Raw genomic sequence first — 23,078 nt, forward strand, 5'->3', positions numbered from 1 at the left:
GTTTGGGATTTTCAAAGGCCCTCTGTGGGCCCTTGAAATACGATATAAAAGAACGAAATCCAGGTCAAAGGATTATGTAAATTATGTGTAAATTTATAATAAAAGGTCTAGGCGTTTAGTCGCAACGCCCCGGATGTCCCACCGACACCAGGAGTTTTTTATAGGGATCTTAAAAACTTAATCAAAGCTTCACGATCCGCCAACGGCAACTGCGTGAATTTTGTTTTTGAATAACGAGCTTCCCCGTCATGCCACAAAATAGCTTCTTCCAAGGTGCGCGCGCGTCCATCATGTAAAAAGCCCGCGCGAGGATTGATGGTTTGAGTGTGACCAAGGCCCCATAAAGGACGGGTCTTCCACTGCCTGCCATTGGCTTCAAAGTCTTGACGACCATCGGCTAAGCCGTCACCCATGTCATGCAAAAGCATATCGGTGAACGGATAAATCTTTTGATTTGAAAAGGCCGGGTTCTTTGCTACACCGGTGGTGAAACTGGGTTGATGACAGCTGGTGCAGTTGACTTGATGAAAAACTTCAGCGCCTTTAATCACAATAGGATCATCAATATGACGACGTTCCGGCACGCCCAAAGTTTCTGAATAAAAAACCAAATCATCGGCGACTTGATCTTTTGCTTCGACCGCCGCGGGCGCTTTATCTAGCCCCAAAGATTCATATAAAGCCGTGCCAAAAATACTTTCAATCGGGAAGGCATAGTTCGTAACTCCAAGATCCCCGTTTAAAGCCCCCAAGGATTGGTGAAAGACCGACGGCGTATTGGCCTTTAAACCAAATCGCCCCAAGGACACCGGATAAGCATCCCCCCGCATTTTCTTTTGCACATCAAAAACGTAATTCGGTTTTCCGTGAACGCCTTCTTCAGAAAGATCCCGAGCCGCTAAAGCTAAAATATCTTCTTCGCGAATCGCTTCAAGTAAGCCTAGACCAATCATGGGAGTTCCCATGCGCGGGCTTGTTTTTACGTCGCTAGAATAAATTCTTGGATCATAGGCATCGGTGATTTTAAAAATCGGTTTTCTTAAAACAACTTTCTTGCCATCAGGATAAGTGAATTCAGAAAACTCATGCTTCATCCAAACACGGGCTTGCCCCACACCGGGAAAATCTTTGCGCACGCCAAAACTGCCCAGATGAAACAACTGGGTTGAAAATCCCGGAACCGCGATCGGCCCCCCCCACCCGTGCGGTTCATCGCGGGGTGTTTTTGTTCCATCTTCCACACTGATACGCAAGAAAATGGATTCGTTTTGACGAAGCATCACCCATTCCTGCCCCGGAGGAACCAGCGGCAAAGCACCGCGCCCATCGCGAGCATGACAAGCCGTACAGCTGTTATTATTAAACACCGGCCCCAGCCCCGTCAGATCACTGTCAGGGCCTGAGGAAAATCCACGACCAAAAAGGATGTCGCCTTTAAGATGTCGAGCGATCTCACTTTCAGTGAGTGCGGGTGACGGCTGTTGAAAAGCAAGCGCGGACTCTCCGGGCACTGATGTTGTAGAGTCACCCCCACTGCGGGTGGCGTAAACATAGTCCATGGAAACAGGTGCGCCCCATGACTGAGGCGCGGTGAAAACTAAAATAAGCCCGGCAATAAATTTCATAAATTACAGAAGCGGATTTACTTGGTTTGTAAACATGTCTTCTAATTTTTTAAGCTCGGCAATCGCCGCAAAAATTCTTACGCGACCGTCTGGAGTTTTAATCGCACGCCCAAAAGAAATCCCTTGAGGACCGGCGATGTCGGCAATTTTTTGACGGCACAAAAGAATTTGAACTTCAACTTGTTCTGCAAGCACCGGATTTTGTTGCGCGACTAAAGCTTTTAAACCTGGACCGTTACCAATGCCACCGAAAGTTCCCGTGTAAACATTGTAGATAGAATCCACGTTGCTCATGTAATCATTTAAAGAATTCCATGAAAACGGGGATTCTTCTAAACGAGCATTCGCATCTTCAGGTGTTTCACCGGTGGCGTCCGGAAGTTTGGCACCGCTCGCTTCAGCCAAGATACCGACAATGCCGTTACCAAATTCCGCCATCACCGCTTCTTCGCTGGTGTAGAAAGGATTGCTCGCACCGGGCTGGCTGATAAGATAATAGTACCCCACAGAGCTTGTGTCTTCTGGATCATGGTGAGTGGTCCAAGAGTAAATCAAAAGAGCTACTTGTTCGTTTAATAGTTCCGTTGCGGCTTGAAGGTAAGCAAATTCACGAGGCTTGATCGTCCCCACACTGCGAGTGTTGGAAGTGATTCCTTCACCAAAAAGGAAGTATTCAATCGCGTGGAAACCTTGAACTTCAGAAGGCAAACCACGCACGAATTCAGTGTTGATTTCATAATTAGAAGAAAGAATTTTTTTAAGATCCGTTAAAGCCAAAGGCCAAGTATCGATCATCGGATCAATACCCAAGCTGTCCATCGGACCAAACAAAAAGCCTTCTGAAACTTCGTAAGAATAGCGAGCCGCTCTCCACGCGCTTTGGGCGGCCTCAAGATTTTTTTGCGTGGGCTGCGCGATCAGCGTATCGACAGAGGCTTTCAGCTCTTGAGATTTTTGTTGGAAATCCGCATAGGTTTTTAAGATCACGTTGTAAGAAACGTTCTGGATAACTTCCGCACGAGTCACGGCCTGCGCCGACACGGCAAAACCCAGCACCGCAAATAAACTGACAAAAAGGCTTTTCATAGATCCTCCGAATGAGAGTCTATGTAGTTGAGAACCAATTTCAGGTCAAAATCCTTGGTCAATTGAAAGCTAGTTGAAGAGCCGAATCCCGAATCAAGTTCCGGCCTCAAAACCCAAACGCCACGCTCATCTTAACTTTCTCCTGGCTAACCCATTGAAACTAAGAGGTTTTCACCGATCTTGACAAAGTATATACAACAGCATACACTAAGGAAGTCGACTTGGACTTTGATAGTCATCTTTTGCGAGCGCACGCCAAATAAAATTCGAATCATAGGCGCTAGACGAGTTACAAATAATGAAAGGGTACAATATGAAGAAGGAATATGATTTAAAAAAATTAACAAAAAGACCCAATCCCGTGAAGGCCGACAAAGAAGCAGCAAAGACCCCGATCAGCATACGTATTGATGGCGGAGAGCTTGCAGAAATCCGGACAGAAGCAGAACGCATGGGCATTCCCTATCAAACACTGATTAGTAGCATTCTTCATAGGTATGTTTCCGGAGAGCTCATAGACAGGTCAGCGCCGGAATTAAAGAAAATTTTTAAAGGAGTTTCTTAAGGACTGCGCTGGAAGGTCTTCCAGGACTTTCCTTCACGTTTATAGATGTAGCGCTCATGCAAACGGCCATTGAGGCCAAACCAGAATTCAATTTCTTCAGGGATCACGCGCCATCCCCCCCAATTCTGGGGACGCGGAACAGGCTGCCCTTCAAACTGTTTTTCATACTCTTGCACCCGACGCGAAAGCCATTCTTGATCCGGGATTTCAGAACTTTGTTTACTGGCCCAAGCACCTAATTGGCTTAACCGAGCGCGCGTGGCAAAGTACTTATCACTTTCTTCCGCGGAAATTTTAGAAGCTTTTCCCGTGATGCGGATTTGGTGCCACAGAACAGGCCAATGAAAATTCAAACACACTTGTGGGTTGGCGTCGATGTCTTTGCCTTTATGACTTTCATAGTTGCCATAAAAAACAAAACCTTCCTGTGAGACCTCTTTAAGATAGACGATTCTCACGGAAGGAGTTCCCTTTTCATCCACGGTGGCCAGCGACATCGCGTTTGCTTCCGGGACTTGTTTTGCGATCGCCTCTTTTAAGAGGCGATCAAACTGCACAAAAGGGTCAATGCTTGTATCGAACATTATTTCTTAGCTTTTGGTGGAGCTTTAACGATCTCGATCAACTCAACATCGAAAACTAGAACTGAGTTCGGTGGGATGCCTGGACGACCAGAAGGACCGTAAGCAAGTTCTGGTGGGATGAAAAGTTTAGCTTTGCCGCCCACTTTCATCAATTGAAGAGCTTCTGTCCAACCTGGGATCACGCCGCCCACGGGGAATTCAGCAGGTTGACCACGATCGTAAGAAGAATCGAATTGTTCGCCGTTCGTCAAAGTTCCTTTGTAGTGAACTTTTACGACGTCTTCTTTTTTAGGAGTGGCACCAGTGCCTTCTTTTTCCATGATGTATTGCAAGCCAGAAGCTGTTGATTTAACACCCGCCGCTGATTTGTTTTTTTCTAGGAATTCTTTACCCGCTTTAGCATTTGAATCCGCAACTTCAGATTGCTTTTTCATCGCCATTTCTTGAAGTTTCATCATCGCGGCTTGCATGTCTTCTTTAGACATTTCGTTTTTACCAGCCATAGCATCTTTCAACGCCATTGCCAGAGCATCCGTATCGATGTCGATATTTTGTTGTTTCAAGTTACCACCGATTTGTTGACCGATAGCATAGCTCGCTTTTCTTACGTCTGTGTCGAGCTTTACTTTCTTTTGGCACGCAGTTGTTACAGTCAAAGCTGCTACAACGAGGGCTCCAAGTACTAACTTATTCATTGCTGTCTCCCCTTCAAGGATGTTTTAAAATCAAACAAAGTTATTCCGGCACGTCCGGAGTGCAAGCACCTATCCTCCGACGTTTTGTCGGTTTTTCAAATAGATAACGCGCAGAGAAAAAAGCGATTTAAAAGTGCGGACAAACACATCGCAAAAAACAAAAAGGGACTCCATCTCCGGAATCCCTTTTAAGCCTCATCTTAAAAATCCTGATTTTAAGATTTTTTATTTACGTCTCGCTCTTCTTGTTTAACTTCCGATGGGTTCATCGGCGCTTGGTTATTGCGAGTCAGTTGCTCGCGATTCACTTCGCTTTCCTCTTTAGGATCTTCGTTAAGAGCTTTTTTAAATCCGCGAATAGACTCCCCCAAAGAACGTCCCAAACCGGGAAGTTTACTTGGCCCAAATAGAAGCAAAGCAATACCGCCAATCAATAGAATTTCCGTCCATCCAAGGTTCATAGGCTCTCCTCTCAAGTAACTATAAGCTACTATAAGGACCTATTGCGTGGCAACAAAAGCCCGTGCATTATATTGATATACGCATACGGAGGAACCATGCTGCTAGCCATCACTGCATTATTATTCATTGGTCCCTTATCAGTTCAGGCTCAACAGCCGGGTGAACAACCAGCCCCGACCGTCAAAGTTCCAGTCGAATCCCCGGCGACTCCTGCCCAAAAAAAAGGCTTAACTACGGATCTTTTTGAAAAAGACGAGGACTATAAAGAAGCCAAAGACGAAAACGACGGCCTGAAAAGTCTGACCGCCAAAGTCAAAGTCGTTCGCGAAGAATCCGATGGTGTGGAAGTCTTCTTTGAAGGAGATAAAAACACCGGCACATTCTTTCTTCATCGCGCAATACCGCACTATGCTAAAATCTTAAAAGACCTAGAGAAAAGTAAAAAACCGCAAGGCCCACCGGTGAGCATTTCATACACCGAAGATAAAAAGATTAAGAAGGTCGAACTAAAAACCGAAGACACCGGCAAAGTCGCCCCTAAAAACCCAAATGAAAAATGGGATTTGAGCCTTTAGTTATCCGCTTGATTCAGTGAAGGGGAAGTGAGAGGCTTCCCGTTATGCGTATTCTTGTCGTTGAAGACCAAGTCAAAATGGCTAACTTTTTAAAAAAAGGCCTCAATGAGGTGGGCTATGCCGTAGATATCGCCGAGTGCGGAGCGGCGGCGGAATCTTATATGGCTCAAGGTGAATACGATTTGGTGATCTTAGATGTCATGCTGCCCGATCAAAGTGGCATTGATACAGCCCGACACATTCGCACGGACGGATACGATGGACCGATCCTTATGCTCACGGCCCTTGCGACCACCAAAGACAAAGTTCATGGCTTAGATGCCGGTGCCGATGATTATCTTACCAAACCTTATTCTTTTGATGAACTTCATGCCCGGGTGCGCGCTTTACTTCGCCGAAAAACTCCATTGCCCAATGGAGCTAAATCCAACACACTGAAATATTCAGAGTTGGAACTTGATTTGATCCAACGTCGTGCGCGTCGCGACGGTCAGGAAATTTCACTGACCACCAAGGAGTTTGCGTTATTAGAATATTTCATGCGCAACCCCGAGCGTCCTTTAGGTCGCGTTTCGATTGCCGAACACGTTTGGGATATTCATTTTGATTCTGAAAGCAACGTCATCGACGTGTACATCAATTTATTGCGTAAAAAAATCGATGCGCCATTTTCTAAGAAACTGATCCATACGGTTGTTGGAACAGGCTATGTTCTTAAAGAAAATCTTTAGTCCTTTATCAAGTCTTAGTATTCGCCTTCGTCTCGCTATCATCTTTGTCTTTATCTTTGGGGCGACGACCATCGTTTTTAATATGTTTTTATTTAAAGCGATGATCGATACGCTTCAGCAGGATTTCGATGATGCGCTTTTTAATTATTCCGTCGACGTATCGGAAGGGATTGAAATCGGCATCAAAGGCGATCTTAGCTTCCCGCCTTTGCGTTTAGATCACGGTAAGATCTTGCCCTTTCCGTTAGGAACCGCCTTGATTCAAGTGCGCCACAGTTCGGGTGCCGTGCTTGCACGGGTCGGAAATTTCGGTGATTTTAATCCGCCTTATAAAAAAGATTTCGAACGCATTTGGAAGGGCGAAGAAGCCACCTATCGCACCATCAACAAGGTCAGCAACATTCCGTCAGCCGAAGCGGATTCTTATCGTTTGATTTCTTTTCCGTTAGATAATGCCGCCAAACCGCAGTTGTTGTTACAAATCGCCGTGCCCATGACTTTGCTTGAAACCCAAGTGCGCCAGCGCTTGACGTTGTTGCAAATCGGAATTCCCTTAGTTCTTATTATCGCGACCTTTGGGGGCATGTTCTTTTCTACGCGGGCGCTAAAGCCCTTAAAGAACATGATCCAAACGGCCAAAGAAATTAAAGCGACAGAACTTTCTAAACGCGTTCCGGTTCCGAATGCCAAAGATGAAATTCGCGAGCTGACATTAACCATGAACGATATGCTTGATCGCATCGAACAGTCTTTTCAAAGTCAGGAACGATTTGTCGCCGATGCTTCGCACCAACTGCTGACGCCCCTGACGATCATGCGCGGTGAATTAGAGCTTTTGCAAAAGACCGAAAAAAAAGACATCGATGGTTTTATTAAAAGCTCTTTGCAAGAGGTTGATAATTTAGCCGACATTGTCCAAGAGATGCTTTTATTGTCCCGCGTGGACGCAGGGATTGGAGCCTTAAATCTTCAAGACCTTGCGCTAGATGAAGTTGTTTTTGAGACGCTCCCCCGGGCTGAACGCCTGGCGAACTCCAAAGGCATCAAATTAAAATTTGATATCAATAATGAGTCCGGCGGCGATCGCAAAATGATCCGCGGGGACAATGATCTGCTGCAAAATCTGATTTTTAATATCATCGAAAATGCGATTAAGTATTCGCCCAATAATGAGATCGTGACCATCACTTTAAACTGGAAAGCTGAATCGTCAGAGCTAGTTATCCAGGATAACGGACCTGGAATTAATGAGGACCAGCTGCCTTATATCTTTGATCGTTTCTCTCGCGGCTCTAAAATTGAGACTCGCGTTAAAGGCTTTGGTCTGGGCTTAGCCATCGCCCAAAAGATCGCCATTCTTCACAACACAAAAATCAAAGCTGAGAATCGTCCAGGTCACGGCGCACAATTTAGTATTGAAATTAAAAACATTTAATACCCTTTTAATTGGGCATTTAACCTCGTCTGTTAGTCTTTTTCTTGTCGAGTTAACGACATTCTAACAAAACCAATGGAGGTTTTATGAAAATCGCTTCTATCATCATGTCTCTAGTATTCGCAGGTGTTATCGCTCAAGCTAACGAACCAGCTCACGGCACTGCAGCTCCAGCTGCTCCAGCTACTACTGAAACTAAAGTAGAGAAAAAAGAAATGAAGAAAAAAGGCCACGCGAAAACAGAAACTAAAACTGAAGAGAAAAAAGAAGAAGTAAAACACTAGTTTTACTTTCGAGTAGTTTGCTCTACTAGTTGAAACCCACAATCTTTGGATTGTGGGTTTTTTGTTTTTATTATCGTTATCGTTTAATTTAGAATGCGCGGATAAAGCTTATTTTCTTGCCGTCAATAGAACCTATAAATGCGGTATGGTCTCCTCCTAAACCGTCTTTAAAGTTCATGCACATTAAGATCTTCCCGGGGCCCGGATCTCTTGGGGCAAAAGATTTTTCTTTACTATCGCAAGGTCTTACTTTTTTTCTGGCCGCAGTCAGCGCGACAAAAGCCGTCGATGTACGCACTTGATTTTCCCGATCAACAGTATCGCTAAATACATTTTTTGCACAATGTAAATACTGATCAAAATCTCGGTTGAATTCTTTGTGGCAGGAAAAGATCTTTGCCATGCTCTTTTCTAATCGATCTGCATTCTCGGCCACGCTCATGCTTGGAAGAAAGAGCAGGATCAAGACTATTTTTTTCATCGGGCACCTCCAGCGGACTTGCTCCCTTCATCGTTCGATCCGGCCGCCGTGGGCTCCTGCAGGCCCAACTCTTGACACCGGGGCCCAATCACATCTTTTAGCGCACCAGGATAACGTTTTACTAAGGCCCTGCATTTCTGAGGCTCTATGGGGCAGGATTTTGCCGGCCATCCCTTTTTGCGTAAAACCTCACCTGAAGCCGCCATCACCGTCATTTTCATTTTACTACTCACATATTCGTTGCAGTTAATGCTTTCATCCCAAGCATCCGAGATATATTCATCCCAAGAAAATTTTCGTGCTTGCTTCCACCGACTGTGTTCGCAGACAAAATAGGGATTATCTCCAGACGTAAGATCGCTCCAAAAGCGATATCCCTCGTAATTGGCTGCGATATCCGCATAAGAATAAACACCCGTCCCCATTTTTCCCCATAAATTATTTTCTTGATATTGACTGGCCTCCAGCACCGCTGTAGCACCCTGGCCTCGAGTTTTGAGCTTCCAAGTTTTGGCGTCCTGTTCAATCAGCGCTTTGTTGGCGGAAAAACTAAAATCGGTCGGAGGTGCTTCGGGAGCGCGCTTTTCATCAAGGAAAGGGCGATCATTGGCGACGACGTACATTTCAAAACCGGTATGCAAAAAATGACCTAATTTATCAGCACTAAATACGCGCCCTTTGTAAGTGGCCAGGGGCGCGCAACAGGCCAAGGCCGCCATGGGAGCCTCGGCCATCGTGCCTTGATATATGGATTTTTTAAATTTTATTCCGGTGGCTTTGGCTTCTTTATTATCATCAAGCCAACTTTCAATCTGCGCAATCCCGAAACCGCCCATTGATTTAATCAGTTCGGTTCGTAATGCCTCAACACTGCAGTTTTTCACCTTGCCGGCCGCAGCGTTAAGCTCCTCATTCATTTTCTTGTCTAGCATGGCGGAAACTTCGGGGGCGTCCTCACGTCTAGTGAAATAATCCGCTTCGGCCGCCAGAAGGGGGGTTGACAACAATATCATCGCACTAAAAATACAAATGTGTCTCATGCTCTCAGTTTAAGACATTTCAAAAGCAAAACGATAGAATTGTCTAGACTAGTCCAGGTGCTACTTTAAAAATTCTTGGAAAGCATTCCAATATTTTTTGATAAATTCCTTCGTGCGCTCTTCGGTGAGCTTTCCATTTTCATCAAAGGCCTTATTGCCATTAAAATAAAATTCAGGCTGACACAGCATCTGCACATTTAAATGCGCCATCACCTGTCGCAAGTGCTGTTGGGCCCCGAACGTCCCGATACTGCCCGACGAAGCCCCCGTGATTGCACCCTTCTTACCTTCCCAAGAATTATCGGGATGAGGGCGCGAGCCCCAGTCAATGGCATTTTTTAAAACCCCGGGCATGGATCGGTTGTATTCAGGCGTGATGATCAGAACGGCATCGCAGTCTTTAATTCGTTGCTTAAAATCTTTTACAATTTTTGGCGCGTCTTTTTCGATGTCTTGGCTGAAATGAGGCAACAGCGAAATATCAAATGTATCGACCTCAAATCCACTGGGCGCATTTTCTTTTAAGGCGTTATAAAATTTTTTATTTAAAGAGTCTTTCGAGATCCCACCCACAAGGGCTAAAACTTTTTTTGCCATGCCGGCTCCTTTCGGAAATCATGGGTAGTTTAGCGGGGCCGGGCAGGTGTCGCTTTTTATTGATGGGGGTTTTGTGGAAAAACATCGATTTAACCTCATACCGGTCACCGGAAGTTCCACTCAGACAGGGACTAAGCATGATAATAGGGACTTGAGAATCCACATATAAACTAATCGAAAAAAAGTTCTCGTACTTTTGGCTTAAGCTTTTATCATTATTGGAGATGAAATTTTCAGATACAGTAAGCTTGCAAAAGTTAAAGCGCTCTAGGTCATTATCACAAAAAATAGAATCCTGGCGTTTTTCTTTAGAAAACTGAACATTCAATCCTAAATGATCTGACAATGTCCCATTTTGCAGGCAGATACAGTAACATCATTTAAGCTATAGCAAACAAAATCTATATCGTGGTTCATATCAACCTCGGTCTTGATTTCTACTAACCCATTTGAGTCTGTCTTCCTTGTAGATACTCAGCCCAAGCAGAACACCTTAACGAGACTACATAGTATCATATTTTACCGAACAATTTGTGGCACGATCCGGTATATGTTGGGGGGGGGGGCGGATAAGAATCTTTAGCACTACTACGACGCCCCAAGACTCGCTATCAATAAGACTCCACCCTAGAGGCAGAAAGGTGTGAAACCTTACCTGCAACAAAATGAATCTCAAAACTTGAACTAACATCCGCTCCCCCCTTAGGGCGCTGTTCAGCCACCTGATATTGATAAAGAAGTAGCTTCGATTGTTCTTTACTAGGTGAACCTAGTATTTTTTTAACAAGATCTTTCGACATTCCAACTCGAACCTCACCAATATTTAAGCCAAGGTTCACTTTCGAAGACTTAGTACAAATCTTCTTCAGCCGATACTGAGCTTCCGCTCCAAACAAACCAGCGGACGAGATCACATGCTCACTGCCACCCATTTCGCCGGATTCAAAAGTTATGACAGAACCGTCCATTCCGGCATAGCACAAAACGTATAAGCTATTTCCAGCATCTCCTTCGTGATAAACTTCACCACCGCCGAAAACGCCCTTAACATCGGACAGTTTTGATCGACCAACTGTTAAGCCTAGAATAGAGAGCTCAACATCCTGTTGTTTTCTCTGAATGACCTTGACCTTAGAAACACGGCTACCGTCACTAAGCTCTACAGAAATAGTCGTTGATTTTGCTGTCGCTACGTCCAATAGTAGCAATGTGCTTACTATCAAGATGAAAAATCTTTTCAAGTTATGGTCCAACATTAACTATCTCCCCCGCAGGAATAAGTACTCTATTACGTGGCAAAATCATACAACCATGGGATGCATCGTTAGATGAATTATTCCCATGTATCCTAAAGCTATTTGGGTCTCTACCCATCATAGTGATGGCAAAGCTTGTTGCCAAATCAGGATTGAGAGAAATGGTATTCGGGCCAGTTGACCTGAACCCCTTAACTTAATCCACCCAATAAGGTAATATTGAGGGGTAAATAGAGGTTTGTCTATGGCAAGAAAAAAATATACACCAGAACAGGTCGACCAGATCTTGGGTCACTGGCTTTTAGCCAACGGCTATGAAGAAATCAGTTTACAGTGCGAAAACAAATCGGCCTGCTATCAATGGCAGGGCACTTGGGTTGGCCGTTATCCTACTGGCAAAAAGTAGGAAAAAAATTTCGCCATTTATCTTCGTCCGGCGGACGTATAACAATTCGAAAGATGCATCTTAGGTCCATAGTGGTCGCTACCAATGAATCTCTAAAGTTGCAATGCGTCCCCTAAGTTAGTGTATTTATTAATGTAAATACATTATACATACGTCATATTTACAATTTTTAAAATTTGAGTATACTACAAATGAATTTCACTTGGGATTCACGTAAAGCTAGGGCTAATTTATCAAAGCATAGAATTCCATTTGAAGAAGCAATAACGGTCTTTTTTGACCCCTTAGCCAAAGCAGTTCACGATCCGGATCACTCAGCAGAAAAAAGAAACCCACGACTTTGAAGATCTTTAGGAGAAAATATGCGTAAGGAATATGATTTAAAGAAGATGAAGGCCGTCGATAATCCTTACATCGATAAGCTTAAACAAACGATCACAATTCGCTTGGACAGCGATGTCATTGAATACTTTAAGGATCTGAGTAAAAGAACTCATGTTCCCTATCAAACCCTTGTGAATGATTTTTTACGCAACTGTAAAGATCAAAAATTAGCTCCCAAGACTATTTGGCGAAGTACTGCAGAAACAGGCAACAAATCTCGCTCTAAAAAAGCTATTTAACTAAAAAGGCCCCTCGCGGGGCCTTCTTTTTTATCAGGTCAAACTTTCTTCAAGTTCTTCCGTACTAAATTCATCTGGTGTTCGAATGGATTTAATCTCCCCGGCCGAAATTTCAACCACCTTGTCACAATCCGCAATTGTTCCTAAGCGATGGGCAATAATCAACATGGTGACACCCGCAAAAGATTTACGAATCACGGCTTGCAACAATGCATCCGTCTGAACATCGACACTGGCCGTGGCTTCGTCCATCACGATGACTTTGGCTTTTGTTAACAAAGCGCGTGCTAAGCACAGAAGCTGTCTTTGACCTTGGCTTAAGTTTAAACCACCTTCGGTGACGGGTGATTGAAGCCCCCGTGGAAGAGAGTTTACATAATTCCACATCGAGGCTTGCTGTAAGGCTTCTTGAACTTGTTCATCCGAATACTCTTCGTAACGGTCTAGATTGTTACGAATCGTTCCCAGGAACAAGGTCGGATCTTGCGGAATGATCGCAAGATTGCGACGCAATCTTTCTAAGTGAACAGAGGCAATGTCTACGCCGTCAATCACAATGCTGCCTTCTTCAGCTTCAATAAAGCGGAAAAGACTTTGAAAGAAAGTACTTTTACCTGAACCCGTCCGCCCGATAATTCCCACACGGGTTCCCGGTTCAACAGCAAAAGACAAACCTTTTAATACCAATGGCAAGTGGCTTGCGTAACGCACTTTAAGTCCGCGCACTTCAATACCCCCTTTTTCTGGCCACGTTTCGCGTACAGGAGTTTCGGCGGGTTTTAATACCGAAACCTCTGAAGGCAGTTGCGCGAAAAATTTAAGACGTTCAATCGAAGTCATGCGCGATTCAATATCCGCAAAGACACGCACGCCCCAATTTAAATATCCCCAAAACGAAAGCGAGTACAAAGTCACCAAACCGGCAACACCCGCATTCATCACGCCGTAATAAGCCGAAATTGTGACCGCCACCGCGGTGGTTAACGAAATCACGCCGCCAATAAGTGGAATGCGCGCAGAAAACCAACGGTTCACCATGTAATGCGCGTAAAACATGCGTTGGCTGTGCGCCAGCTTGTCATAAAACTGACGCATAAACCACGACGTCTTGTCAAAACCACGAATGACCGCCAAACCTTGCAGGGATTCTTTAAAGTGCGCATATCTTGGCGAGCGGCCCACACTGTCAAAGCGTTTTACTTCCCGCGCTGGACGTCGATAGTCGCGTTGCAAGATGTAATACAAGGTCATCACCGGCGCGATCACAAAAATCATCAAGGGCATTAAACCTAAGATCAAAGCAATCGCCACGATGACTTGCATCCCGCAGTGAACCGCAGAATCAAAGCTCCATTGCAAATGCACGTCGACGGATTCAATATCGCGCGAAAACCTTTGCAAGATCCTTCCCACAGGTGTGGAGTCAAAGAAACGCACCGGCGCACCTAAAACACTTTTCAGCATTTTATCATGCATGCTTTTACCTGCAGCAATCCCACGTTCTAACCAGAACAGGTGATTTAACATGGATCCGACTAAAACCAAAATCCCGATCAAGCCGTAAATGCCGATGGCTTGTAAGGCGGTCCACTCTGCCACGTGCGCCGTGTAATAAGAAAGCCAGGCTTTCTGTAAAAGGGGCAATCCAATCATCGCCAGCGAGCCACCAAAAAGCAGAATCAAGATCAGAGGTTTTAATTTACTGTCTCCACCTAATGAACTGATATAATCCCAGTACACGCGACTTTTAACCGCACCCACTTCGCGGTCTTCATCTTCGGTGACGCGAGTTTTCTTTTCTTCAATCTCGACCGTCGCGACGTCTTGGGCCGCTTCTGCAGGTAATTGTTCTGCTTCCCCTTCACCTTGAACTTTTTTATGTTCACCATAAAACTTCGCAAAAGGTTCACAAATTTTTAAAAGCTCTGTCAAAGTTCCCACACCGTGAGCGCGACCGTCTTCTAAGTAAAGAATCTGATCAAAAGATCCCAAGTGTTCTAAACGATGAGTCACCACGATTCTGGTGACGTCTTTCCAGGCGCCAAAAATCAGACGTTCACAGAGTAAGTTTTCGGTTTCTGTATCTACGGCTGATAAGGGATCATCCAGTAAAACCACTTGCGGATGACGTAAATAAGCACGCGCTAAAGACACGCGCTGTTTTTGACCGCCAGAAAGGTTCACACCTTTTTCGCCAATTTCAGTGCGCAAGCCCCCAGCCCATTCTTTTAAGTCGCGAGTAAGACAGCTGGCGTGCACCGCGCGGCGCACGTCTTCGCTTGTGAGCTTTTCACCAAAGGTCATATTTTCTAACAACGAATCATTCACGATGTAAGCTTCTTGTGGCACGTAAGCAAGGCGCGGAAGATTTGCCAACGGCACATCCCCGTACTGCACTTTTCCTTGTGCCAAAGGCGCTTCACCTAAAAGCGCATAAAGCAAAGTACTTTTCCCCGCCCCAACCGGCCCCACAATGGCCAGTGAAGAGCCTGCGGGCACTTTCACTTCGATATTTTTTAAAGCCTCTTGATGACTGCCCGGATAAGTGACCGAAATATCCACGAGGTTGACGGCCACTGATTTTTCTGCGCGCGTGCCATCCACGGGACGAATTTCTTGCGATTCTTCTTTTAAGAATTTCAAAATACGATCCGCACCGACCTTCGCTGCCGTGTAACGGGAAATCAAACGCGACATATCCCCGAAAGGACCTTCTAAGAGTCCAAATAAAGAAATACAGGTGAAAATCAAAGCCGCGTCTAAAACTTCCCCGCGCCACGCATGCACCGCCAAAGCGACAAACAAGACCACGGTTGAAACGGCTAAGTATCCAAGGCTTGAAATCACTTCAGCACGTGCCAATTTTTTACGGCTGCGCAGTTCTTCCCCACGCACGGCCAGCACTTCTTTAGAAACGCTTCGCTCCCACGCAAAGTATTTCACCACCCGAATGGCATTCAGGACTTGCGTCATCATCGTCACGCGGTGATCGCGATGTTTCATCATTTCTTCATCAAGTGCGGTGAATCGTTTCGCGACAAAGCTTGTTAAAGGCGCCAAGGTGAATAAGACCGCTAACGCCGCAATCGCCGACACACCAATATAATAGAAAAGCATGGCCACAACGGCGGTCGCCATAAACATAGAATAGCAGATATCACCCACCACGACCGGAAAATCCGCAATGGATTCACTGTCCGAACTCATGTGGTTCACGATATCGCCGATCTGATTTTTTTGTCGCGCAGCTTGAGTTAAACGCAAGCTGTGACGAAAGATCTTTTCATTTAAGATATTGGTGATGATCTGATAAGACTGCAGCGTATTATAAAAATAATGTTGCAGACTTAAGCCCGCTAAAAATCCACACACACCTAACAACGACCCATAGGTCAACGCCCAAGAAATGTTCTGGGAAGTGATGCCCGCGGAAATTAATCCGACAAATCGATTCACCAACACCGGTGAAGCTAATGACATCAACGCCGAAAAGAAAAACCAGGCATAAGCATTACGGGTGAACGGCGTTAAAACACGGATCAACGAAAATAAAAAAACTTTCGATGACGACCAGTTGATCTTTTCCACGGCGACTTTGCCATGTTCAGGATGCAAGTGTTCCGGGAGTGCCGGTAAATCGGATTCTTCGATATGCTTTTTTTTAGAAAGCTTCACCAAAGAACTCATATGTGAAAACAACAAACGAGCGAAAATATTCATAAATATTCCAAAGCTATGTGCGACAGACTAAATAAACATAAGTCCGCGCTTTAATTTAATTTTTTTAGAATCAGAGAGTCAGGAGTGGTGAAAAGAACGCCGACTTAATTTTGATTCTGAGAGTAAGACATCATCGACTGCAGCATGGAATCGGTCACGATTCTTGATACTGAAATAATCATAGTTGCCTCCTCTCATTCTGTGAGATTTTTCAAAGATAAACAAAAACTAAGAGCAAGGCAAGCAGAAATAAAATTCGGACCCTTGTCCCAACTGACTTTCAACACCAATGACCCCACCCATGCGCACGACAAGCTCTTGGCTGATACTTAATCCCAGCCCCGTCCCGCCAAAACGACGAGTGATTGATGAATCCGCCTGGGCAAAGCGCGCAAAAATTGTTTTTTTATTGTCAGGGTCAAGCCCAATGCCCGTATCGCGGATCGAAAAGCGGACCGCTTTCCCAATCGAGGTTTGTTCCAGCGAAACCACAACCTTAACGCCCCCAAAACTGGTGAACTTAAGTCCATTAGCAATCAAGTTGATCAAAACTTGCTGCACCTTCATAAAATCACCGGTCATTTTTTCAGGAACATCCGGCATGACTTCGTATTCAAGGCTTAATTTCTTTTCAACGGCTTTCACCATCAATAACTCTGTGGCGCGCTTAACCACTTCACGCACCGTGAAGGGCACGTGTTCAAAGTTCATGACGCCGGCTTCAATTTTTGAAAGATCCAAGATGTCGTTAATAATTTGCATCAAGGACTCTGCCGCCCGTCCCATGATTTGCACGACCTTGATTTGTTCTGTATCCAAATTTGAATCTAAAAGAATTTCGGCCATGCCGATGATGGAATTCATCGGCGTGCGAATTTCGTGACTCATATTGGTTAAAAACTCAGACTTTGCGCGCGTGCCGGCTTCGGCCAGTTCTTTGGCTTTGACCAGCTCTTGTTGATATTTATGCAACTCGCTGATGTCGGTGGAAACACCCGCAATCGCCACGACTTTGCCGTTTTCGTCTAAAAGCGGAAATTTTTCAGATAAAAAATGCAGTTCCAATCCGCTATCTAATAAAATTTCATCCGGCGCCTTCAAGGTTTCTTTTTTCTCAATAATTTTATGATCCGAGCGCAGGTGGCGAAGAGCATCCCGTTTTTCAAAAAGATCAAAATCAGATTTACCTAAAAGCTGTCCCCGTGGACGCCCCAAAAGTTCTTCAAAACGACGATTTACTAAAATATATCGCCCCTCTAAATCCTTCACATAAAAAATGGATGGCGACGCATCCAGCAGACCATTTAAAAGATACTGTTGATAGCGTAAAGCACGATCTCCTTCTTTGACGTAAGAGATGTCTTGCATCACGCCGAAGGCGCGCGTGACCACGCCGTTTTCTTTTAATCCAGACCCCACAATTCGCACAGGGACTTTGCTGCCGGTTTTAGAAATCACCGTGGCTTCGATATCGTAACCAGTGCCATCGCTTAAGAGCTTATTGAAACTTTCTTTGATCAGGGCATTATCGGCTTCGCCAAAATACTCGCTACATCCATACAGAGTTAAAACGTCTTTTTTGGGATCAAGCCCGAACATATCGTAAATTTCTGGTGACCAATATCCACTTTGAGTCTGCACGCCGATATTCCAGACGCCCACGCGCGCGGATTTATTGGTCTGCTTTAAGATCTCTTCATACATAGCTTGGCGCGTGACATCGCGAACTATCGCAACGATCTTTTTATCTGAACTTTTGGCAATGAAGTTCCAACTTAAATATTTATAAGGGCCTTCTTTGGTCAGATAGCGCAAAGTCACGCAACAGGGCTTGTCTAAGTCTTCAGGGCCTTTAAATTTTTCGGTGACGTAAGAAATATCATCGGGATGAACCAGATCTTTAAAGCACATGCCGTAAAGTTCTTCTAAGCTCCACCCCAGGTGCTGTTCCCAAATACTATTTAGTTTAATGGGCCGCCAGTCAAAGCCCATAATCCCAACCATGTCCCCAGATAGCTCAAAAAATGCCTGACTAAGACTGTCCATCCGATCATGGTAGTTTTAAGACGGCGTAAAATCTAGAGGATTTAACTTACAGGACCCATAAACAGAAAAAAGCAACCGCGGTCGGAGCTATCGCTGACAAAAGTAAACTCAAAGGACTCAAGCCCGATTTAAAGCGATGACTTAAAATCGAATACCCTGCGGCATTAGGGGCATTGGCAATCACCGTTAAGCCCCCACCCACTATGGCACCCGCCACCAGGGAGTACTTGCTGGCATCACTCAAGTTTGTCACTTGAGAGCCTAAATAAGTTAAGGCCGCGTTGTCCGTGACGGCCGTCAAGGAGACGGCACCGACGAACAATGAAAATTCATTTAAACTGCTCAGCAATGGGGACAGCCACCATTCTTGAAAAGCCCCGAACTGAATAATACCGCCAAGGAATAAACTCACGAGCAAGCTTTCTTTTAAACGCAAAGAGTCTTGATAACTTTGAGTGACACTCGCCACCCCTAAGAATAATAAAAATATTCCTAAGAAAGCATTTTGATAATGCGAAGTTAAAACAACCCCCACAAGGAACACCACATGCAAAAGTGTTACCCCTAAAGGAATCGCTGCTTGCGCGCCCGCCATTCTGGTTTCAACTTCTTTTAACGAAACGCCTTTTTGCAAAGACGATTTAAAAATTAAAATCAAACCCAAAGTGTTTACAAAAATGGCGACGGCACTTTTCCAACCCAAATTAAAAAATACATAATTAAAGTCCCAATTCCACTTTTGCGCCACCATCAAAATGGGCGGAGCAGCAAAGGGAGTCAGTGCCCCACCGATCGAAACATTCACAAATAAAACCGCCAACGCGGCATAAAGTAACTTATCAGACTCTTTTTCTAAGATCGCATTTAACATGAACGCCGTCACCGTCATGGCCGCGGGTTCCGTAATTAAGCTGCCGCTTAAGGGACCTAACGTGAGCACTACGAAAACATCCGTCGCGATCGCAGGAGTGCGCAATATTTTTTGCAAACCCGAACTCATAGCCAAAATAAGCTGGCGCGCGCCCGTGAGGATCGGCCTGGTGGAACATATCACCATGATCGCAAAAATAAAAAATGGCTCCGTGAAGTTTAAAGACTTCTGATAAGCGATCGCTTTATCCCAGCCCTCAATTCCAATGAACAAACCCATAAGGATCGCGGCCCACACGGCAAAAACGACTTCGATTTCCCCCATAAGATGGAAAAAGCCATGCAAGAAAGAATGTTTGGGAAAGCGGTGGGAAATCTTGGTAAAGAAGCCCACGAGGAATGTGTGTAAAACAGCGACGCCAAAAAGGACTGTTCCAAGAATCTGTAAAGCAGTGATCATTTAAGAATTGTTACTGACACAAGTCCTTATTGTCAGCAATAAAGCGCCTCTGTTTTGCCAAATCACTTTGCGTATAGGCCAGCTCCGTGGCCGTGCAATGATTGTCTTGCACGAGCTCTTCGATCGCCGCTTTTTCTGGCGGCGTTAAACCTAAAGACCAAATAACTTTCACTTTTAACCACTGGGCCAGATATTGGCACTGGTAAGCTCGATTTGGCGGCACATACCCGTCGGGCCCGCGATCGCTTTTTCGCATATTTTCGGTACCCTCCACCGCGAGCAAGTGGAACTTGTTTCCGAGGTAGTTTGCATACAAACAGCGTTTTTTCTTATTCCATTTATCCGCACCACTGATATAGGCGTTTTTTAAGGGAACAAAGTGATCAATCTGTAAATCACGAGCATCCGTGAAACGACCGCCCGTGTACGGATCTTCCCAAGTGCCACGAGACACCGTGCAACCACTTGGCGACATAGTTACATTCGTTGAAGAATCACGGCGCAAAACCGCCGCACGCGTGTTTCCGCAACGACCTTGCGGATCATTCGCGGCTATCCAAGTGCCAAAGTGTTTCATTCGATTGTAAGGTTCAAGAACATTTCCAAAAGTAGCTTGGTGATGATCAAAACTTAAAAGAGAGTAAACCCGAGAACCCCATTCAACGGCCTCATCAACTTGATCCCAAAAAAGATCAATGGGGGTCGATGTCGTTTCTTGCGTGGCCACGTTTGCCGTGGGCTCTTTGACGGTGTAAAACTCATCAAAGTTGATGCGCTGCTGAGCATGCGCCCGCCCTGAAGACAAAACCCCTACAAGTAACAGTACAAGCAACGAGGTCTTCATGAGTTCTCCAATCCATAGAGTAACTAGTGTTGTTTGTTACTTCATTGAAATTCCAGACTAGCCTTTTGGCAACGACTATTTTGTTAGAAGTCTGTGAGGATCTTGCTGAACAACAATTATGTTACGGTTTTTCCAGTGTGAATGATCAAACGAAGTTTGTTTATCGTGTGAGCGGACAAGGCCTCTCCTTTTTCTTATGTCTTTGATTTCCCAAGGAATAACCTGGGACGGGACCATAAACCTTAATGAAGGAGATGCTTTATGTTTTCAAATACCAAGTTCTTAATCGCGTTGGCAGCGACGGCCCTCTTGGCGGCCTGCGCCAGCAAGCCGGTGAACATGCCCGCCATTTCGGAAAACGCCAGCGCCAGTGCGGAAATCCAAAAAACCGAGCAAATGATTAATGAAGCTCGTCAACAGCAAGTCGATGTTCTTTCACCGAAGAACTTCACCCAAGCTGAAAAACATTTAGCAAAAGCCAAAGTGATGCAAGAAAAAGAAAAACCCAATGCGAAAATCATCGAAGAGCTTTCTTACGCTCAAGGTTTTTTAGCGGATGCCAAGGGTAAATCAGAGATCTCAGCCCTTTCAATGAAAGACATCACCACCGCGCGCGAGGGCGCCTTGCAAGCTCGCGCCTCAGAAATCCTGCCGAAAGAATGGCGAGGTGCGGAAAAAGACTTAGAATCGGTGACTAAAAAAATCGAAAAAGGAAACCTTTCAAAAGCCGACAAAGAGGGTTCCGAGATTATCGCTAAATACCGCGAACTAGAAATCAAATCGGTAGAAAAAGCCCATCTGGGGGTTGCCGCCGCCAATATTGAAAAAGCCAAAAAAGACAAAGCGGATAAAAAAGCGCCAAAAACTTGGGGCCTGGCCGTCATGAAATATGACAATGCCACTAAAATTATCGCTTCCAATCCGAAAAATACCGAGGCCATTCGTGCCGCGGCCACCGACGCCACGAAAGAATCGGTGCGACTCAATGATATTTTAGGCAAAGTGAATGCGGGCAACTCTGAAGATTTGGTGCTGACAGCAGAACGTCAACAACGTCAGATCGGCACTCTTCGTAAAGGGGCTTCACAAACCGCGAGCGAACTTGCAATGACCGAGGAAGAACTTGCCTCCGCGGCAAGACAAAACCAAGCTCTCGCCGCAAAACAAAGTGAGCTGCAAAAATCACAAGATGCGCTAAAAACGGCCGCCACTTTGCGTGAGCAATTAAAGCCGACGGAAGCCGAAGTTTTCGTGGATCAAAACAAAGTGAAAGTGCGTTTGAAGGCTTTAAGATTTCCTTCCAATCAATCCGCCCTGGGACCTAAAAATCAAGCGTTCTTAAACAAGGTTGAATCCGCCCTGCAAGGAATTAATGTCAGCCGTGTGACCGTAGAAGGCCACACGGATGCGACCGGGGATGCCGACAAAAACGCGGTGCTTTCAGAAAAACGCGCGCAATCCGTTGAACAATACTTAACCGCGAAAGGTGGTTTAAAGTCAGACCAAGTCCAGGCGGTGGGCCTAGGTTCAGAACAACCCATTAGTGACAACAACACGGCGCGGGGGCGTGCAGAAAACCGTCGTATTGATTTAGTTATTGAAACCGAATAGGAGGTCGTTATGGCATTGATTCCTGGTGAAAAATGGACGGAGTTAAAAAAGGATCTTGCCGAACGCTGGCATGAATTAACTGAAAGTGATCTAGAGAACACCAAAGGTGAATCGCGTTCGGTGATTGATTTGCTAGAAAATAAATTGGGTTTGGCTTTTGACGAAGCCAGCCAAAAGTTTTCAGAAATGGCATCTCACTATCAACTTTACGATGAGCCGGAAGAAACCCCGGAAGATATCATCGAAGAAAAAAAAGAACGTGTCTTAGAGCTCAGTCCCAAAGCTCCGGCGAATAAGGACCGAAAACCTAAGAATCCTTTGACCAATCAATAGACTTTTGGACCCTTTGAGCTTGCCCCCTCGCGGGCAAGCTCAAAGACAAGTCCCCCTCGACCCCAACTGGCTTGCGTCTTATTTTCATATAGTTTTCATCTATTGCAATTTGGCACACATAGAAAATATCTATATGTCTCATAGAAAAAGAGAACTGGTTTAATCCTCCCAATCCGCCGTAATATTAAACATGGCAAGGGAGGTTTCTTATGAGATCATCTACATCACTGAAAGACAGTCAAAAATTGACAGCCGCACGCTCCGAATCAACGGCCACGTCGGCGGTTGTCGAAACCGCGAAAAAAACATTGGCTGACGAATATATTTTGCAGTTAAAAACCCAAAATGCGCATTGGAACGTCGAAGGCCCGATGTTCTTTTCATTGCATAAACTTTTTGAAGAGCAATACGAAAAGCTCTCTGAGTACGTGGACCGCACCGCCGAAGTCGTTCGCGCTTTAAAATCCCCTGCTCCAGGTTCTTTTGAGGCTTTTAAAGACCTTTCGGCACTGCAAGAGTTCTCGGATGGAAAAATTTCTGCCGAAAGCTACGTCGGTGCCTTGTCACAAGACCATACAAACATGGCTATTGCTTTGAAATCTCGTTTAGAGCTTGCCGAAGACGCAGAGGAAACTAGCTGTGTCGTACTTTATGAGGATCTGATCAGTTTCCATGAAAAGGCAGCGTGGATGATTCGCAGCCACAACGCCGGAACTCGATAGTCAGAATTTTTCGCAAGACGAAGGACG

24 protein-coding genes are annotated in these 23,078 nt (G+C 45.2%); 11 read left to right on the forward strand and 13 right to left on the reverse strand.

Going from position 1 to position 23,078, the window contains the following annotated elements; genetic code table 11:
- Positions 1-158: 158 nt before the first annotated feature.
- The gene (locus AZI86_RS00005; RefSeq protein ID WP_061833043.1) at positions 159-1,625 is read right to left on the reverse strand and encodes a di-heme oxidoredictase family protein; all 1,467 of its coding nucleotides are present in this window, start codon (positions 1,623-1,625) and stop codon (positions 159-161) included.
- Positions 1,626-1,628: 3 nt separating this feature from the next.
- Positions 1,629-2,711, reverse strand: a complete 1,083-nt coding sequence (locus AZI86_RS00010) for an imelysin family protein (protein WP_061833044.1) — start codon at positions 2,709-2,711, stop codon at positions 1,629-1,631.
- 313 nt (positions 2,712-3,024) lie between these two features.
- On the opposite strand from AZI86_RS00010, the gene AZI86_RS00015 reads away from it, so the two are divergent.
- Positions 3,025-3,276, forward strand: coding sequence for a hypothetical protein (locus AZI86_RS00015; RefSeq protein WP_061833045.1), 252 nt, complete (start codon positions 3,025-3,027; stop codon positions 3,274-3,276).
- On the opposite strand, the gene pdxH is transcribed toward AZI86_RS00015, so the two are convergent.
- The 3 genes from pdxH to AZI86_RS00030 all read right to left on the reverse strand — a co-directional run bounded on the left by pdxH (position 3,273) and on the right by AZI86_RS00030 (position 5,016).
- Complete coding sequence (pdxH, locus tag AZI86_RS00020; protein WP_061833046.1) at positions 3,273-3,860, reverse strand: pyridoxamine 5'-phosphate oxidase; 588 nt, start codon at positions 3,858-3,860, stop codon at positions 3,273-3,275. The genes AZI86_RS00015 and pdxH overlap by 4 nt on opposite strands.
- Positions 3,860-4,555, reverse strand: a complete 696-nt coding sequence (locus tag AZI86_RS00025) for an FKBP-type peptidyl-prolyl cis-trans isomerase (protein ID WP_061833047.1) — start codon at positions 4,553-4,555, stop codon at positions 3,860-3,862. The genes pdxH and AZI86_RS00025 overlap by 1 nt, the downstream gene beginning before the upstream one ends.
- Before the next feature lie 215 nt (positions 4,556-4,770).
- Positions 4,771-5,016, reverse strand: a complete 246-nt coding sequence (locus AZI86_RS00030; protein WP_061833048.1) for a twin-arginine translocase TatA/TatE family subunit — start codon at positions 5,014-5,016, stop codon at positions 4,771-4,773.
- A 96-nt stretch (positions 5,017-5,112) separates the two neighbouring features.
- On the opposite strand from AZI86_RS00030, the gene AZI86_RS00035 reads away from it, so the two are divergent.
- The 4 genes from AZI86_RS00035 to AZI86_RS00050 all read left to right on the forward strand — a co-directional run bounded on the left by AZI86_RS00035 (position 5,113) and on the right by AZI86_RS00050 (position 8,042).
- The gene (locus tag AZI86_RS00035; RefSeq protein WP_061833049.1) at positions 5,113-5,592 is read left to right on the forward strand and encodes a hypothetical protein; all 480 of its coding nucleotides are present in this window, start codon (positions 5,113-5,115) and stop codon (positions 5,590-5,592) included.
- A gap of 44 nt (positions 5,593-5,636) precedes the next feature.
- Positions 5,637-6,323, forward strand: coding sequence for a response regulator transcription factor (locus AZI86_RS00040; RefSeq protein ID WP_061833050.1), 687 nt, complete (start codon positions 5,637-5,639; stop codon positions 6,321-6,323).
- Positions 6,301-7,758, forward strand: coding sequence for a sensor histidine kinase (locus AZI86_RS00045; RefSeq protein ID WP_061833051.1), 1,458 nt, complete (start codon positions 6,301-6,303; stop codon positions 7,756-7,758). Before AZI86_RS00040 ends, AZI86_RS00045 begins: the two co-directional genes overlap by 23 nt.
- Before the next feature lie 86 nt (positions 7,759-7,844).
- On the forward strand, positions 7,845-8,042 hold the full coding sequence (locus AZI86_RS00050) for a hypothetical protein (protein ID WP_061833052.1): 198 nt from the start codon (positions 7,845-7,847) through the stop codon (positions 8,040-8,042).
- A gap of 88 nt (positions 8,043-8,130) precedes the next feature.
- Here AZI86_RS00050 and AZI86_RS00055 read toward each other — a convergent pair whose 3' ends face one another.
- The 4 genes from AZI86_RS00055 to AZI86_RS00070 all read right to left on the reverse strand — a co-directional run bounded on the left by AZI86_RS00055 (position 8,131) and on the right by AZI86_RS00070 (position 11,416).
- Positions 8,131-8,523: a hypothetical protein gene (locus tag AZI86_RS00055; protein WP_061833053.1), complete on the reverse strand. Its 393-nt coding sequence runs from the start codon at positions 8,521-8,523 to the stop codon at positions 8,131-8,133.
- On the reverse strand, positions 8,520-9,563 hold the full coding sequence (locus AZI86_RS00060; protein WP_157684576.1) for a hypothetical protein: 1,044 nt from the start codon (positions 9,561-9,563) through the stop codon (positions 8,520-8,522). The genes AZI86_RS00055 and AZI86_RS00060 overlap by 4 nt, the downstream gene beginning before the upstream one ends.
- A 60-nt stretch (positions 9,564-9,623) precedes the next feature.
- Complete coding sequence (locus AZI86_RS00065) at positions 9,624-10,160, reverse strand: NADPH-dependent FMN reductase (RefSeq protein ID WP_061833055.1); 537 nt, start codon at positions 10,158-10,160, stop codon at positions 9,624-9,626.
- A 611-nt stretch (positions 10,161-10,771) separates the two neighbouring features.
- Positions 10,772-11,416: a hypothetical protein gene (locus AZI86_RS00070; RefSeq protein ID WP_061833056.1), complete on the reverse strand. Its 645-nt coding sequence runs from the start codon at positions 11,414-11,416 to the stop codon at positions 10,772-10,774.
- 244 nt (positions 11,417-11,660) lie between these two features.
- Here AZI86_RS00070 and AZI86_RS19125 point away from each other — a divergent pair, with 244 nt between their 5' ends.
- The 3 genes from AZI86_RS19125 (at position 11,661) to AZI86_RS00075 (ending at position 12,445) form a co-directional block, all read left to right on the forward strand.
- Positions 11,661-11,822, forward strand: a complete 162-nt coding sequence (locus AZI86_RS19125; protein WP_157684577.1) for a hypothetical protein — start codon at positions 11,661-11,663, stop codon at positions 11,820-11,822.
- Positions 11,823-12,013: 191 nt separating this feature from the next.
- Positions 12,014-12,166: a BrnT family toxin gene (locus AZI86_RS19475; protein WP_081111724.1), complete on the forward strand. Its 153-nt coding sequence runs from the start codon at positions 12,014-12,016 to the stop codon at positions 12,164-12,166.
- Positions 12,167-12,184: 18 nt separating this feature from the next.
- On the forward strand, positions 12,185-12,445 hold the full coding sequence (locus tag AZI86_RS00075) for a BrnA antitoxin family protein (protein ID WP_081111725.1): 261 nt from the start codon (positions 12,185-12,187) through the stop codon (positions 12,443-12,445).
- A gap of 33 nt (positions 12,446-12,478) precedes the next feature.
- Here the strand turns inward: AZI86_RS00075 and AZI86_RS00080 are convergent, their stop codons facing one another.
- The 4 genes from AZI86_RS00080 to AZI86_RS00095 form a co-directional block, all read right to left on the reverse strand.
- Positions 12,479-16,165: an ABC transporter transmembrane domain-containing protein gene (locus tag AZI86_RS00080; RefSeq protein ID WP_061833057.1), complete on the reverse strand. Its 3,687-nt coding sequence runs from the start codon at positions 16,163-16,165 to the stop codon at positions 12,479-12,481.
- A gap of 228 nt (positions 16,166-16,393) precedes the next feature.
- A complete protein-coding gene (locus AZI86_RS00085; protein WP_081111726.1) occupies positions 16,394-18,211 on the reverse strand; it encodes a PAS domain-containing hybrid sensor histidine kinase/response regulator in 1,818 nt (605 codons plus the stop codon).
- 46 nt (positions 18,212-18,257) lie between these two features.
- The gene (locus AZI86_RS00090) at positions 18,258-19,541 is read right to left on the reverse strand and encodes a putative Na+/H+ antiporter (RefSeq protein ID WP_061833059.1); all 1,284 of its coding nucleotides are present in this window, start codon (positions 19,539-19,541) and stop codon (positions 18,258-18,260) included.
- 10 nt (positions 19,542-19,551) lie between these two features.
- Complete coding sequence (locus AZI86_RS00095) at positions 19,552-20,385, reverse strand: HNH endonuclease family protein (RefSeq protein ID WP_061833060.1); 834 nt, start codon at positions 20,383-20,385, stop codon at positions 19,552-19,554.
- A gap of 261 nt (positions 20,386-20,646) precedes the next feature.
- Between AZI86_RS00095 and AZI86_RS00100 the strand changes: the two genes are divergently transcribed.
- From AZI86_RS00100 to AZI86_RS00110, 3 genes are all read left to right on the forward strand, one after another.
- A complete protein-coding gene (locus AZI86_RS00100; RefSeq protein ID WP_061833061.1) occupies positions 20,647-21,996 on the forward strand; it encodes an OmpA family protein in 1,350 nt (449 codons plus the stop codon).
- A gap of 9 nt (positions 21,997-22,005) precedes the next feature.
- Positions 22,006-22,329, forward strand: a complete 324-nt coding sequence (locus AZI86_RS00105; RefSeq protein ID WP_061833062.1) for a hypothetical protein — start codon at positions 22,006-22,008, stop codon at positions 22,327-22,329.
- Between the two features lie 209 nt (positions 22,330-22,538).
- Positions 22,539-23,051 (forward strand): Dps family protein, encoded by a 513-nt coding sequence (locus AZI86_RS00110; protein ID WP_061833063.1) that lies wholly within the window; start codon positions 22,539-22,541, stop codon positions 23,049-23,051.
- The last annotated feature ends 27 nt before the right edge of the window (positions 23,052-23,078 follow it).

The sequence above is a fragment of the Bdellovibrio bacteriovorus genome (assembly GCF_001592735.1).
Taxonomy (GTDB): Bacteria; Bdellovibrionota; Bdellovibrionia; order Bdellovibrionales; family Bdellovibrionaceae; genus Bdellovibrio; species Bdellovibrio bacteriovorus_D.